Below are 14891 nucleotides of genomic sequence, written 5' to 3' on the forward strand. Positions count from 1 at the left end.
GTTATGCGACTTAGGGAAGCTTTTTTTAAAAGAAGATTACTAGGCGGACAGTCCAAGCCGCTATCGTGCTACTCATGATGATGCGTCATATCGTTTATCCGCTTGTTAGTGTTTTGTCTCCTTGTCCGTTTTGTTTATCTCGGCTCCCGCATTTGCGAGGAATGGTACAACTCCGAAATGATCCGCAGCGATTTGATCCCTTCCGCCTCATCAATCCAAAACTTGCGTCCATCCCGGATATGATCGTAGAAATCGGCAATAAGCAGCTCATGGCTGCTACCCCAATACGATTTTCCCGGAACGGCATTGTTGTTTGGGCCTGAAGCAGGCTCATCCAGTCGGGTTTCCGCGCCGTTTTGCTTTAAATAAAGGCGGTCATCCCGTTGGTGGAGCGTTCCCGCTTCAAAGACGAGTTCGAGCTCGACGGGGGAATTGGCGGCGTAAGCATTGGTAGCGTAAAAAATAGCCCAAGCCCCGTTTTTAAAGGCGATGCCGGCATGCGCGGTGTCTTCCACTTCAATCGTATCAGCGAGGACGTCTGTCGTGACACTCCCCTGTACGGAGGCGATGTCGCCGCCAAACCACTGCAGCAAATCGAGCGTGTGGATGGCCTGATTGATCAGTACGCCGCCGCCTTCGGTCTCCCAGCGTCCCCGCCATGGGCTGCCGGTATAATAATCGCGGCCCCGGTGCCAGGTGACGATCCCCTTCATGCCAAGCAGCTTGCCTAAAGCGGCGGAATCGATGATCTCCCGGATTTTCTGGGATGCTGCATTATACCGGTTTTGAAACACGATGCCGAGTTGGGCGGGCGTTTCCCGCACTGTCTTAAGCAACCGCTCTGCCGCCTGCAAGTTATGGCCCATCGGCTTTTCGCACAGCACATGTTTGCCTGCTTGAAGCAGAGCTTCCGCCATTTCCGCATGCAAATGGTGGGGCGTACATAAGTGAACGACCTGTATATCCTCACGTTCCAGAATGGCGCGGTAATCCGCTGCCGCTTCGCAGCCGTATTCGGCCGCGGCTTGTTTCGCTTTGCGCACGTCTGTGTCGACGACCAGCTTCAAGCTGGCGGCTTCCATCCGGCTGACGGCCCCGGCATGCACCGGAAAAACCGTCCCGCAGCCGACGATAGCCGCCCCTGTTAGTTCTCGCATCGCTAATCCCTTCCGTTCCTTAACAAATTCGCACCGCTTGCTGCTGCGCTTTCAGGCACAATTCCGCGGCTTTGAAGGCATGCTCCTGGGTCATGGCGTTTTCCGTCCGGTGGATGCAGTCGAGGATCAGCTCCCCAAAATACGGGTAACCAACCTGCCCGCGAACGTTAAAATAATGCTCCCCGCTCCGGTTGACGAGATAAACGTGATCGCCGCCGGTGTCCCGGGCGATATCGATGTATTTTCGCAGCTCAATGTATCCTTCGGTGCCCAAAATAAACGTCCGCCCGTCGCCCCAAGTACCAAGCCCGTCCGGCGTGAACCAGTCGACGCGAAAATATTGTGAGGCCCCGTTATCCCCGACCAGGGTGGCGTCCCCGTAATCCTCCAGTTCGGGATATTCCGGGTGATGGTAATTGGCGACTTTGCTGTGCAGCACCTGCGCATCCTGGCAGCCGGTGTAGTACAGAAACTGCTCGATTTGATGGCTGCCGATGTCGCAGAGAATGCCGCCGTATTTTTCTTTCCGGAAAAACCACTCCGGACGCGAGGCGGCGTTCAGGCGATGGGGACCGAAGCCCGTTATCTGAATCACCCGGCCGATCGCTCCCTCCCGGACCAAATGGCCGGCGTACACGGCGGATTCGACGTGAAGGCGTTCGCTGTAATAGACGGCGTATTTTTTGCCCGTCTCGCGCACCTTTTGTCTGGCGGCTTCCAGCTGGTCCAGGCTAGTAAACGGTGTTTTGTCGGTAAAATAGTCTTTGCCCGCATCCATCACTCGCAGGCCAAGCGGCCCGCGTTCCGACGGGATGGCCGCGGCCGCGACCAGCTTTACCTCGGGATCGGCGAGCACCTGCTCAAGGCTGTCGGCGGTAGCGGCCTGGGGAAACTGTGCAGTAAACGCCTTCATCTTGGCCGGGTCGGGATCATAGACCCATTTCAGGGTGGCCCCGGCTTCGATCAGCCCGCCGGACATGCCGTAAATGTGGCCATGATCGAGGGCGACGGCCGCGAACGCGAACTCGCCCGGCTCCACGACAGGGTTTGGCCGCCCTTTCGGAGCATAGTTCATACCGTCGCTCGTCTGAAAAGACTCGGGCTGGAGTGAATGGGAGGGGCGGCTACCCTCTTGCCGATCTTGGGAATGCTGATTTCTCGGGTTTGTTCGATTCTTTTCGAAGGGTTCGTTCATCGGTTTTACATCCTTTCGCGCATAAATTCGGCAAACGCTTTGAGCAGCGTCTTGGAATCGTACTGGCCGCTGAAATCCTCGATGCCGAGGCAGCCGTCATAACCTGCGGATTTCAGGTCGTAGAGAAGTGTGCGGAAATCGACGATCCCGCTTGCCAGCGGGGCCCACTCGGAACGCCAGCCGTCCGTCCCGACCGTCCTGTCCGTCCCGTCCGCGCGTGCGCCGTCCTGAGTCCAAACGGCGTTTTTCACGTGTACATGCGCTAAATAAGGACCGAGCAGCTCCAGCCCCATTTTGAACCGTTCATACCCTTCATGCACCATGTTGCCGGGATCAAACAGCACGCCGATATATTCCGGATCACAGTGACTGACCAGCCGGTGGGCGAGCCCGGCGCTTGGCGCGATCGTATTGTGATGCGTTTCCACAACGCCTTTGACCCCGTACTGCTTCGCCATCCGCTCGGCTTCCTTTAAATAGCGGACGGTGGCCTCGTACAGTACAGGATAGGCTGTAGACCCGTCGTAGCCGGCCGCTCCGACGCGGATCATCTTCGCCCCGAGCAGACGGGCGGCCCGGAAGGCCCGGTCCGTCTCATCCAGGTTCAAGGAATTTAAGTACGGCGTTACGCTAACGACCTCCAGGCCCTGCGCCTCCGTAATCTCCTTGAACCGCAGCATTTCTGTATCCGAAAGCCCTGGGTCAATCGAGCACAGGTTGTTGCGCCAAAACGACGGCGCTTCATCTTTGGCTTCGGCGGGCACCCCCTTGAAGCGCCACTCGACGCCATCCAGCCCGGCTTCCCGCGCCGTCAGAACCAGTTCCTCCGGCGTCAAATCCGGCGTGGCCACCGTAAACACGGATAATTTCATCTTACATCGCTCCTCCTTTGGTGTAATCCTTAGGTATAAGCTTGTCGGCATACATAAAACAGGTCGGTCGGACTAGCACGGCGGCTTTCTTAGATAGGGGGGCTGATATGAAAATGAGGTGCATTGACTACAGTAGCAGGGGAAGGGGAAAATAGCGGAATTTTATGGCGTTATTTTTTTGCCAGAGGGCTTTGAACGCAAATAGCGGAAAATTTTGTCTCTATTTTTAGAGTAACCCCGGCTGAACTCACATTTTTCCACTCCGTCCCTTAAATATAAACATAATTTTCCCTTATTTTCCTGGATAGGTAAAAAACTAAATAAATAACGACATTTTTTACCGCTATTCTTACGTTCAGCCGCTTAGCCGTCCAATCGCCTAGCATCCGCCTAGCTTCCAACCACCTAACTTCCAACCGCCTATCCATCCAGCCACCCACTCGTCCACCTACCCGCTCAATCACCCGACCGCCCAGCTCACCAGCACCCACCAACCTCTGTCAACCCATCAACCCATCAACCATCAACCCATCAGCCTCCACTAACCCCATCAGCCTCGCCGAGCCCGGTCCAGCCTCAGTCGGTCCGCCGTCAATGGTTCCCCGGCACGCCCAGCCTCAGTTGTTCCTCCGTCAATGCGTATTCGACACGCCCAGCCTCAGTCGGCCCACGCTCAATACCTCCCCAACACGTCCAGCCTCAGTTGGTCCTCCGTCAATGTGTACCCGACACGTCCAGCACTCTGCCGCCGCCTGCGCCCCCGCTGTCCTTGCGGTACACTGAGGTTTTGATTTTCTCCTGCAGCTTTTCGTAGAATAAATCTTCATCGAGCGGCAGCTGCACCCAATCCTCCGTCCAGGCGGACAGGTGCATGGCGTTGGAAATCGTCAGGCCGAGGATGCCTTCTTCCCCCGGAGCCAAAAGCGGTTCACCGTGCAGCACCGCGTTGGTGAAATTTTGCAGGATGCCTTTGTGCTGGGGACCTATGCCGCCTTCCACCGGGATTTCGCATTTCCAGCATTCCGGCTGCCCGAATCCGCCGGTATATTCGGCGTTGAACTTCGGCTCCGGCACGCGCAGGCGCCAAAACGTCAGCTTGCCGTCCTCGACGACGATCTTCCCATTGTCCCCCGCCAGCTCGAACCGGTTCGTCCCCGGCGTTTCGCCGGTGGTCGTGACGAACAGGCCGGTTGCGCCGTTTTCGTATTCCACATAGGCGGTGACGTCATCCTCGACCTCGATGCTGCGGTGCTTCCCGAAATGGCAAAAAGCCCGCACCCGCTTCGGCATCATGCCGGTCGTCCACTGCCACAGGTCAAGCTGGTGCGGGTCCTGGTTCAGCAGCACGCCGCCGCCTTCCCCGGCCCAGGTCGCCCGCCAGCCGCCGGAATCATAGTAGCTTTGCGACCGGTACCAGTTCGTAATGATCCAGTTCGTCCTGCGGATCGTTCCGAGCTCCCCGGACAGTACCAGATCGCGCAATTTCGCATACAGCGGGTTCGTCCGCTGATTGTACATGATCCCGAACCGCTTGCCCGATTTCGCGGCGGCTTCGTTCATTTCGCGGACCGCTTTGGTGTACACGCCGGCCGGCTTTTCCACGAGCACATGGTAACCGCTCTCAAAAGCCTGCGCCGCCAGCGTCGGGTGATCGTAATGCGGCGTTGCGATCAACACCGCGTCCATAACCCGCGCAGCGAAAAAGGCTTCCGCCTGATCAAACACACTCACCGCACTCGGCAATCGCTCCTTTGCCCAATTCAGCCTTTCCGGGTTCCAATCGCATACGGCCGTCAGCTCCGCACCCTTAATGTCGCCTATCAAAGAGAGCGCGTGCGACGTCCCCATATTTCCGATGCCGATGATGCCAAACCGTACTTTGTCCATGATGCTCCCTGCCTTTCTCGAATTTTTGCGTGGAGGGATGTTCCGTTCGGTAACGGCGAATCTCCTTAAGCTCCCCTCTCCGCTACCGTTTTTAAACCGCCGAGTATGTATCTCATGCCCCCTTAGCTTAGCTTGAATTCCAAACGATGAGAATGGCAAAGATTAAGGGTATTTTGCACAAAATTAAGGTGTATTTGGTAAAAACGCGATGCTACAATAAAAACATCAAACGACCAATGAAAGTGCTTGCAAAATTAATCCGCAATTGCCGGACCAACGATCAAAGGAAACGAGGGAGACGATAATTCCTATGAAAGAAGCCGAGCAACTGGCCGGGCGGCTGCCCGAAAGCCTGACCGTAACGGTAACGCATGTCCAGCTTAAAAGCGGGTTCCCCGGCTGGAACCGGGCGGAGCAAGCCCCGAGCTTCAACCGGCTGTATTTTATCGCCCAAGGCGAGGGTGCGGTGGTCATCAACGGAACCACGTATTATCCGCGGCCGAACCAACTGATGATCATGCCGGCGGGATCGAGCCAAACGACCTTCACCGCGCCGGACAATCCGTATACCCGGTATTTTTGCCATTTCGACGCGCAGGTGGGGGAGTGGCCGCTGTTTCACGCGGGGAGCAAGCTGTACATCAGCGATGTCTGCGACCCGGAATTTGTCCGTACGACGTTTGAGACGATGATCGGTCTGTTCCAGGCGGGCGGGCCGTTTGCAGGCTTAAGGCTCCAGGCCGGACTGCTCAATTTGCTGGCCTGCTGCCTGGAAGAAGGGGGATACCGGGACTTTTTGAAGGATTATATGCAGTTTACGGAGCGGAACAAGCTGGCAGGCGTGCTGAAGTATATTCAGGAGCACCTGCACGAGCCGATAGAGATCGAAGCGCTGGCCGATATCGTCCACCTGCATCCGAATTATTTTATCCCTTATTTTAAAAAAATTATAGGCGTCACCCCGATGCACTACGTGCAGCGCAAGCGAATGGAAGAAGCCAAGCGGCTGCTGACGTATACCGACGAGAGCATCGCCGAAATCGCCGAACGGCTCGGCATGCAGCTCTCTCATTTCTCCCGCCAATTTAAGGGGCATACGGGGATTTCCCCGACCGCTTACCGGGCCTGCACGCGGTAAAACCCGCTGCTGCTCCAAACGCCCGCTGCTCCAACCGGCTTCAGCACAAGATGAACACCCCCGTTATTTTCGGGCACGAAAAGTCGGATCGGGCCAGCTTGATCCTGTTATCCTGTGAATGTGAAGGAGGTACAGACGATGGATTCGCTTAAAAACTTAAACGCCGCTTTAAACTATATCGAGCAGCATCTGGCGGATGAAATCGATTATAAGGAAGCGGCCAGGCACGCCGTTTGTTCGGAATATCACTTCAAGCGGATGTTTTCTTTTCTGGCCGGCGTGACGTTGTCCGAATACATTCGCCGCAGGCGGCTGACGCTGGCCGCGTTCGAGCTGCAGCATCAAGATGTCCGGATTATCGACGTAGCGGTAAAATACGGATACGGCTCGGCGGACGCTTTCGCCCGGGCGTTTCAGGTCATGCACGGCATCATGCCGTCCGAAGCGAGAAATTCGGGCCAACCGTTAAAAGCTTATCCTCGTATGACCTTCCAACTTACCGTTCAAGGAGGAAGCGAAATGAACTATCGTATTGTGGAAAAAGAGGCCTTTCGGATCGTCGGGTTATCCAGACGGGTGCCGATCCAATTTCACGGCGTCAATCCGCAGATCGCGGAAATGTGGCAGAGCTTGGACGAGGAGACCATTCGGCTCCTGAAAGGGCTGTCCAATGTGGAGCCGGCCGGGATGATCAGCGCTTCGGCGAATTTTTCGGAGGGGCGGATGAAGGAGCAAGGGGAACTCGATCACTATATCGGCGTCGCCACCACCCAGGACTGTCCCGCTCATCTGGCATCGCTTGAAGTCGCCGCTTCGACATGGGCGGTGTTCACAGCGGTGGGGCCGTTCCCCGAGACACTGCAAAACGTTTGGGGACGGATATACGCCGAGTGGTTCCCGTCCGCAAATTACGAGCTGGCCGAAGGGCCGGAAATTCTCTGGAACGAAAGCCCAGACGTCACCTCGCCGACATACAAAAGCGAAATCTGGATTCCGGTCGTGCGGAAAGAGTAACGTTTGTCCCGGGGACGGCGGGTTTGCCCAACCGGGGGCAGCCCAACGTCGTCTTTATAGAGGCCCTGCCCGGGAGGATACTCCTGGGTGGGGCCTTTTGCTGCCGCTTAGAGTGGCCCCCAACCGAAAAACCACCAGCAGGTTGTTCTGGCGGAAATCCTATAGTAATATCTGACCAGGGGGGAAAGCGTAATGAAGGACAAGCAACAACCGATCGGCGTTTTGTTTGTGTGCCTCGGAAACATCTGCCGTTCGCCGATGGCCGAAGCCGTGTTCCGGCATCTGGTGGCCGAAGCGGATTTAAGCGGCCGGTTTCGCATCGATTCCGCGGGGACGGGCAACTGGCATACCGGCAATCCGCCGCATCACGGCACACGCCGGATTTTGGACCAGTACGGAATATCGTACGAAGGGCTGCGGGCCAGACAGGTCGCGCCTGCGGATTTCTCGGATTTCGACTATATCATCGCCATGGACAACCAAAACGAGCGGGATTTGAAATCGCTGGCGCGCCGGACGGATGCCCAAATATGGAAGCTGCTCGACCTTGTTCCCGACTCGAAAATCAAGGAAGTGCCCGATCCGTATTATACGGGCAATTTCGAAGAGGTTTACGAGATGGTGCAGCAGGGCTGCCGGGCTTTGCTGGAACGGATCCGGCGGGAGGCCTTGGCGTAGGCTGAACCGGCAAGGTGCCGCACGTTAAAATGTGCGGCATTTTTGGCTGCGCCTTTCCCATAGGCGTTCAGGCGTCCCAAAATGCCGCACAAAAAGTATGCCGAGGACAAACGGCGGCGCTTTATCTAGCCTTTCCCGATGTCCTCGCGATATTTGAGCGGGTGGCAGCCGACGTTTTTTTTGAACACGGTGCTGAAATAATGGGGATTCTCGTAGCCGACTAGCTCGGCGATCTCCATGACCCTCAGGTCGGAGTTGTGCAGCAGCTTCTTGGCCTGCTCGATCCGTACTTTCGTAATGTAATCACTGATCGTCTCATTCGTGCCCTGCTTGAAAATCAGGCTGATGTAATTGGGGGTCAGATATACCTGCTCGGCGATTTTCGCGACGGACAGCTCCCGGGCGTAGCCCTCGTGAATAATCTCCTTGATTTTGTTGATCGTTTTGCTGTTTTTCGTCGTGTTTTTATTTTCCAGATAACGGGTTAGATCGGTAAAAAGCTGCAGCATATAGTCTTTAAGCTGGCCGATATCGGTTTTGCCGTAGATTTCCTTAATGACCGTCATCCGATCGCTAAGGACGTGCTCGCTTCCGCCATCCAGCTCATACAGCGTGCGCGCGGAAGTGAAGATCATTTCCGCACACAAGCTTTGCACATAATCCAACTGCGGTTTCGGTTCGCTGAGACGCCGGAACAGGTCCTCCAGCAGGGCGGCCGTTTTGCTTGTATTGCCCACTTTTAGCGCGTTCATCAGGTCGGCATGAAACTTGTACAAATAAGAGCTTTGCAGCGTTTCATTGTCGGGCCGAATGTCCCGGATATGAATGATGGAGCGCTGACCGGTATAAAACTTGTAGATAAGGGCGGTTAACGCTTCTTTGTAGGATTCCTCCACCCTTTGGATTTGCGTGCAGGTATTCCCGATGCCGATCGACACGGAAAGCTGCAAATACCGGCCGATATTAAGGATACAAGCCTCGCACAGCTGCGTAATCTCCTGTACTTCCGCTCCGCCGCCGCTGCAAAACAGCAAAATGAATTCATTTTCCCGGGCGACGAAGCTGAGGCCGGCCTGTTGCTCCGCCATGATCTCGTCGATGATATTTTGCATGGAAAAATAAAGCAGCTGCTTGTATTCCTCGGAGTACTTTTCCAGCGCTTTTTGATAGTCGTCAAGCTGTAGCACGCCCACCGTAAATTTCTGGTCCGGAGATAAAGGCATCCCGAAAAATGCGATCTTCTCCCAAATTTCCTCCGCTTCGGGATACAGGCCGGCAAGTAAATTTTGCAGAAATTTATCCCGGATCAAAGGCGTATTCTCCTGCAGTTGTTTTTTGAGGCGATCCAGATTGAACTGCACGCTCCGGTCATTATGGATGCCATCCACCGTCTTGCGGAAAATTTCCTTCAGCTCGGGCAATTTCACGGGCTTTAAAATGTAGCCTTCCGCATTGATCTTTAATGCGTTTTGCGCATAAGAGAAATCCTGCACGCCGCTGATAATGATGATTTTGGCCGGGCATTCCGACTCCTTCAGCTTCGCGGCTACCTGCAGCCCGTCCCAGAACGGCATCATAATGTCGATAAACAGTATGTCGGGCTTGAGCTTTAGACAGAGCTCGTAAGCCTCCTGTCCGTCCTTCGCCTCGCCAATGATCTGAATGCCGAACTCCTCTTCCCAGCGGATAGCCGTTTTCAGACTGTCCCGGATAAACGGCTCGTCATCCGCGATAATCATCGTGATCATCTTCGTTCACCTCGTTCCATGTTGTCACCACGGGACAGCTTACTACAACCAGCAATCCCTGATCGTCCTCATCGCCCCGGTAATATTTGATCCCGTAGGCCTCGCCGAAAAATTGCTTGATTCTCGCATGGACATTGCGGATCCCGTACGAATCGCCGCTTTGCTGCCGGGCGTCCAGCAGAGCGTTCAATTTCCGGGGATCGGCGCCGGCGCCGTTGTCGAAAACGGAAATGGTCAGCAGGTTGTCAGATTCCCGCCGCACCCTGATCCGGATCATGCCCGGCCCTTGTTTTTTCTGAATGCCGTGGACGATGGCGTTTTCCACCAGCGGCTGCAGCGTCAGCTTGACGATCAGGCAACTGTCCAGCAGTTCTTCGTCCGCAACCTCCATCCGGTATTCCAGCTTATCCTGGAAGCGGAAACGCTGAATTTCCAGGTAGCTTTCCACCTGCCGCAGTTCGTCCCGCAGCGGAATGACGTTGTTGCCTTTACTTAGGCTGTATCTGAAAAAATCGGCCAAAGAAGTGACCATGCTGCTGAGCTCGGGAACATTATGGCGAATCGCCAGCCAGTTCATCGAATCCAGCGTGTTATACAGAAAATGGGGGTTGATCTGAGCCTGCAGCGATTTCAGTTCGGCTTCTTTTTTGCGCAGCTCGGTCACGTATAATTTATCGATCAGCGCTTTGATCTGCTGCATCATCATGTTGTAGCGCTGGAACAGGTAGGCGAATTCGTCCTTGCGTTTGTAAACGATTTTGATGTTGAAATTCCCGCTCTCGGCGTGGGACATCGAATGCACGAACTTGCGGATCGGGGCCGAGATGTTTTCGGACAGCAGCAAAGCCATCATCAGCGACAACAGCATACAAACGGTGATGACCACGTACATGACCCGCCGAAAAGAGAACAGATCGCCGCTCAGCTCGGAGATCGGAGACAACGCAATCGCCTTCCACCCGTAGGGCGTGATGTCTTTGTAGGTGACAAGCATGTTCTCGCCGTCCAACTTGTATTGAAACGAACGGAATTGACCGTCCGCTTTGGAGGTTGACATCTTTTGCGAATATTCCAGGGTGCTCAGGCTTTTCCCGATCAGTTCCGGGTCGGGGCTGAGGGCAATCCGGTCGTTCTGATCAACGACATAAATTTTGCTGCCCGGAGTTGGCTTGTAATTTTCGACGGTGGAACTGAAGTCGCTGAGCGGGATGTCGAGCGTCAATAGGCCCACATAAGGAAGCTGGATATGACGGATGCCGAACAAGCGCTTGGCAAATTTCAGCGTGTACTGGGAATCCAGCGAGCTTAAGCCGATCACGCTCATGTCCGATCTGGCCGGAATGTTCAGATACCACGGTTTCAGGGAAATCAGATCGATGTTGAACACGCGGCGGGAAAAGTTATATTGCGTATATTCGGGCCGGTTCACCATGTAGAGCATCGGAACGAACCGGACGCCGGTAGCCCCGCTGCTCGGGAAATTCTCCAAAATTTTGTTCAGTTCATTCAGCTCGTTGATGATTCCGCTGCCGTCCGTCGCCCGGTCGGAAGAGATCAAATCGGCGAACTCCGAATTGAGGTAGAGAGAGATCATCGCATCGTCAGCGTTATTAATTTTTTGCATAAGATGATCCTCAACCAGGTTCAGATTGTTTTGGATCGACGTATTCGCATTCCGGGCAATAATCTCGGTGGACTTGTTGTAGATCGTGATGGAGATGATCGTGGTGGGCAGCAGGACCAGGAAAAGAAAGTACAGGATCAGCCTGCTGCGGATGCTGAAATTGTACAGGAATAAAAATTTGGACAGCGTATCGAACCACTGTTTCATCGCAGAATCCCCCTCTTGAGGATCGATTTGAAAAGGTAGTTCAAAAAGGTGCTGAAACCTGACTTTTTGAACACATATTTAAATTAAATTGACTCTTGCCAAATGCGGCCGATTGTCGGAATATGTAGGCAGATCGGAACGGCTTAATTGTAAAAGCATCGGTTCGGATATGTCAACGTGAGGGGATAGCTATGAAACGGGGATGGAGTTTGGCCATAGGTCTGTTTGTCGGCATGGCGCTGTTTGGATTTTTTGTTTTGGACCGTTCGTCGTTGATCGAGCGGGGAGAAGAGGGGGAAATAGCTCCGGCGAAGATCCAGGTGAAAATCGCTCTGAACGATTGGGCGGACAACCTTGAAGTCCGGAACGCGATCAGGCGGTATAACGAGACGAATCCGGACGGGACGGAAATCGTCATCATGGACATACCGGCGGAAGCTTACAACGATACGCTGAACATGCTCTTGACGTCGGGCAAAGGTCCGGATGTGTTTGTCGCCGACCGCATCTGGCTTGCTTCTTACGTGAATAAAAATGATTTGGAAAATTTAAAACCGTATCTCAGCCAGAGCGAAATCCGGCGGTATCCGCAGTGGAGTCTTGACTATGCGCAGAGCTCCTTGTTCAAGGGAGGAATTTATTTTCTTCCTACCAGTGTGGAGACGCTCAGGCTGATCTACCGAAAAGATTTGTTCAAGAATGCGGGACTCGATCCCGACCGGCCGCCGGCTACTTTGGCCGAGCTGAAGACGGCCGCCGAGCAAATCACCGCTACCGGGGGCGGAGTGCGGAAGTACGGTTTTGCCTTGCCGGCCGGAGATCTTCAGCACAGCTTCCAGTTCGATTTGGAAATGTCAAACACGTACAGCGGCGTATTTTATTACGATTACCGGACGGGCAAGTATGATCTAAGCGTGTATTTGCCTTGGCTTAAAGCGATGAGAGAGATCAAACGGGCGGGAAGCCTGTATCCTGGCGAGTCCCTGCTGAAACGTGAAAACGCTTTGAAGCAGTTTGCCGAGGGAAATATCGGGATGATGTACGCCACCAGCCGGGATTACGTGAAAATCCGCGAATATGCGCCCCGGGGAGATTGGGGGATCGCCATGCCGCCGGCTGCCGGCGAAGAGCTGAGCGGAGCCGGCGCATTGATGATGCAGCCGCAATCTCCGCTGGTCGTTAACTCCGGTGCAAGCGCGAAGGAGCAGGCCGTAAAAGTATGGCGCTTCCTGCAATCGGCCGATTTTCAGAGCGTTTTGTTTCAGCAGGCGCTGGCCATCCCGCTCGTGGACGATATTGTGAATCGGACAAATCAGCAGCCGCAATACGCCCAATTTAAAGACTTTTATCCTACCGCTCAGGAGGCGTTTTATCCGCTGTGGCCGCAAATCATGGATCAATACGACCCGAATACCGTCGCTCCGGGGCCGCGCAATTCCGGGGACCGTCCGCGAATGGAGCTTTATTTGCAGCTGATCGCGGACCAGGAGCCGCTGCCGATGGAAGAAGCGCTGCGGCGGGAAACGGAGCGCCTGAACCAGATGCTGGAGATCGCGGCGACAGGGCGCTTTTTTAATCCGGAAGATTACATCTATCCCGACTTTGATCCTCTGCATCCTCTTGCGGAAGGTTATTGATTAGAGTGGTTTTCCAGGATGGAGAACTTTTTCTACGCTAACGGTTGTTATTGCGCTTATTGGTGCGAAAAAGCGGTGAATTCTTTTTTAACGGTTGCCATCGCGCTTATTTAGGCGAAATCACCCCATTACCGCCGAAAAAGTGGGAAATAGGCTCGCTGGCAACCGTTACATTTTATATCCGCTCGTTTTTGCCCAAATAGCGTCGCTCACAACCGTTAGATTTTTCCACGCTTTTTACGCTATTGCACTTGCCTGCAGGGAATGGGTCATGGGGTGAAACCCCGTACCCATCCCTCCCCATGCACTGAGCGTATGGGTTTGCTCGGGCAAGGGACCTCGCAACCGGCGAGGTTTTTCTTAACATATCAGAATAAAATTCCGAGGGAGGAGAAGAGGAATCAGGGAGCTAAGGGACATCAGACCGTTATTTTCGAAAAAACGGGAGTTTGCAAAATGTAACGGACACAGATGACGTTATTTACCTCAAATCGTCCTGGATGAACTGGTTTAGAGCGAAATAGGGTCGTGTGTGTCCGTTAGGCTGGGAAATACCCGGGAAATAAGCGGATAAGGTCGTTGGTGTCCCTTAGAGTAACGTCCAAAGTAGAAGTCCATCCAAAGTAGAAGTCAAAGCCATTAAAGGACGCCGTCGGGCGTTTTTCTTATTGCGCGCCCCCAAAAACTATAGAATTTTGAACTTTTATTATAGCTGCGTTTATTTTGCTTTGCGGCTCCCGCCGGTAAACTTGGGTGTGAGATAACCATCGAAGTCACATCAGGAGGTGGAGCCCGTGCACCCAAAAACACGGTTGCCCGCAAGGTTCAAAGAGTTGAGGAAAAATAAAGTGCTGCTGCTTATGCTGCTGCCGGGAGTGCTGTTTCTCCTCGTCAACAATTATTTGCCGATGTTCGGCATTATCATCGGGTTCAAAAATATCAACTACATCGACGGCATTCTGGGGAGCCCTTGGGTCGGGTTCGACAACTTCAAATTTCTGTTTGCCACTACGGATGCCTGGATTATTACGCGCAACACGGTGCTGTACAATTTCGCGTTTATCATCCTTAATCTCGTCATCGCCGTGGCCGTGGCCGTCGCGTTAAACGAATTGAAGAACAAGCTGGCGGCCAAGTTCTATCAAAGCGTAATGTTTTTCCCGTATTTCTTGTCCATGGTTGTCGTCAGTTATCTCGTGTTTGCCTTTCTCAACGTCGAATACGGTTTCATTAACAAAGGGGTGCTTGCCCTGTTTGGCGTGGACGAGATGAACTGGTACTCCGAGCCGAAGTACTGGCCGTTTATTTTGCCGCTCATCAATATCTGGAAAAGCGTGGGATACGGCTGCGTCATCTATCTCTCCGCGATTATCGGCCTGGATGCCGAATACTACGAGGCCGCGCTGATCGACGGGGCCAGCAAGTGGAAACAGATCATCCACATTACGATTCCGCTGATCCGCCCGGTGATGATCATCACCACGATTTTGGCCATCGGCAATATTTTCCGCTCGGATTTCGGCTTGTTTTATCAGACGACCCTGAATTCGGGCGCGCTGTACCCGACCACCTTGGTCATTGACACTTATGTCTACAATGCCCTGATCAATATGGGGAACCTGGGGATGTCATCGGCAGCGGGGTTGTACCAGGCCGTCGTCGGATTTTTCCTCGTGCTGCTCGCAAATTGGGTAGTGCGCAAAATCGACAAAGACCAGGCGGTTTTCTAGGAGG

The 14891-nt window shown here is 54.1% G+C and carries 11 protein-coding genes; 5 read left to right on the plus strand and 6 right to left on the minus strand.

The features are described 5' to 3' along the window. Positions 1-134: 134 nt before the first annotated feature. The 4 genes from NYE69_RS09855 to NYE69_RS09870 all read right to left on the minus strand — a co-directional run bounded on the left by NYE69_RS09855 (position 135) and on the right by NYE69_RS09870 (position 5111). Positions 135-1157, minus strand: a complete 1023-nt coding sequence (locus NYE69_RS09855) for a Gfo/Idh/MocA family protein (protein ID WP_340926017.1) — start codon at positions 1155-1157, stop codon at positions 135-137. 19 nt (positions 1158-1176) lie between these two features. Further along, a complete protein-coding gene (locus NYE69_RS09860) occupies positions 1177-2232 on the minus strand; it encodes a Gfo/Idh/MocA family protein (RefSeq protein WP_340926018.1) in 1056 nt (351 codons plus the stop codon). 125 nt (positions 2233-2357) lie between these two features. After that, entirely contained in the window at positions 2358-3224 is an 867-nt protein-coding gene (locus tag NYE69_RS09865; RefSeq protein WP_340926019.1) for a sugar phosphate isomerase/epimerase family protein, read from the minus strand. A gap of 714 nt (positions 3225-3938) precedes the next feature. Continuing rightward, on the minus strand, positions 3939-5111 hold the full coding sequence (locus tag NYE69_RS09870; protein WP_340926020.1) for a Gfo/Idh/MocA family protein: 1173 nt from the start codon (positions 5109-5111) through the stop codon (positions 3939-3941). 310 nt (positions 5112-5421) lie between these two features. Here NYE69_RS09870 and NYE69_RS09875 point away from each other — a divergent pair, with 310 nt between their 5' ends. From NYE69_RS09875 to NYE69_RS09885, 3 genes are all read left to right on the plus strand, one after another. Then, the gene (locus tag NYE69_RS09875; protein WP_328272906.1) at positions 5422-6249 is read left to right on the plus strand and encodes an AraC family transcriptional regulator; all 828 of its coding nucleotides are present in this window, start codon (positions 5422-5424) and stop codon (positions 6247-6249) included. Between the two features lie 138 nt (positions 6250-6387). Further along, on the plus strand, positions 6388-7263 hold the full coding sequence (locus NYE69_RS09880; RefSeq protein WP_340926021.1) for an AraC family transcriptional regulator: 876 nt from the start codon (positions 6388-6390) through the stop codon (positions 7261-7263). A gap of 192 nt (positions 7264-7455) precedes the next feature. Continuing rightward, positions 7456-7941, plus strand: a complete 486-nt coding sequence (locus NYE69_RS09885; protein WP_328272904.1) for a low molecular weight protein-tyrosine-phosphatase — start codon at positions 7456-7458, stop codon at positions 7939-7941. Between the two features lie 125 nt (positions 7942-8066). Here NYE69_RS09885 and NYE69_RS09890 read toward each other — a convergent pair whose 3' ends face one another. Together NYE69_RS09890 and NYE69_RS09895 are read right to left on the minus strand one after the other, a co-directional pair. Then, complete coding sequence (locus NYE69_RS09890; RefSeq protein ID WP_328272902.1) at positions 8067-9689, minus strand: response regulator; 1623 nt, start codon at positions 9687-9689, stop codon at positions 8067-8069. Then, a complete protein-coding gene (locus NYE69_RS09895) occupies positions 9664-11520 on the minus strand; it encodes a sensor histidine kinase (RefSeq protein WP_328272901.1) in 1857 nt (618 codons plus the stop codon). Before NYE69_RS09895 ends, NYE69_RS09890 begins: the two co-directional genes overlap by 26 nt. 191 nt (positions 11521-11711) lie before the next feature. Between NYE69_RS09895 and NYE69_RS09900 the strand changes: the two genes are divergently transcribed. Both NYE69_RS09900 and NYE69_RS09905 read left to right on the plus strand, forming a co-directional pair. Beyond that, positions 11712-13157, plus strand: a complete 1446-nt coding sequence (locus NYE69_RS09900; protein ID WP_340926023.1) for an ABC transporter substrate-binding protein — start codon at positions 11712-11714, stop codon at positions 13155-13157. 860 nt (positions 13158-14017) lie between these two features. Next, complete coding sequence (locus NYE69_RS09905; RefSeq protein WP_328272910.1) at positions 14018-14887, plus strand: ABC transporter permease; 870 nt, start codon at positions 14018-14020, stop codon at positions 14885-14887. The last annotated feature ends 4 nt before the right edge of the window (positions 14888-14891 follow it).

The sequence above is a fragment of the Paenibacillus sp. FSL R5-0527 genome (assembly GCF_038008055.1).
GTDB lineage: Bacteria > Bacillota > Bacilli > Paenibacillales > Paenibacillaceae > Fontibacillus > Fontibacillus macerans.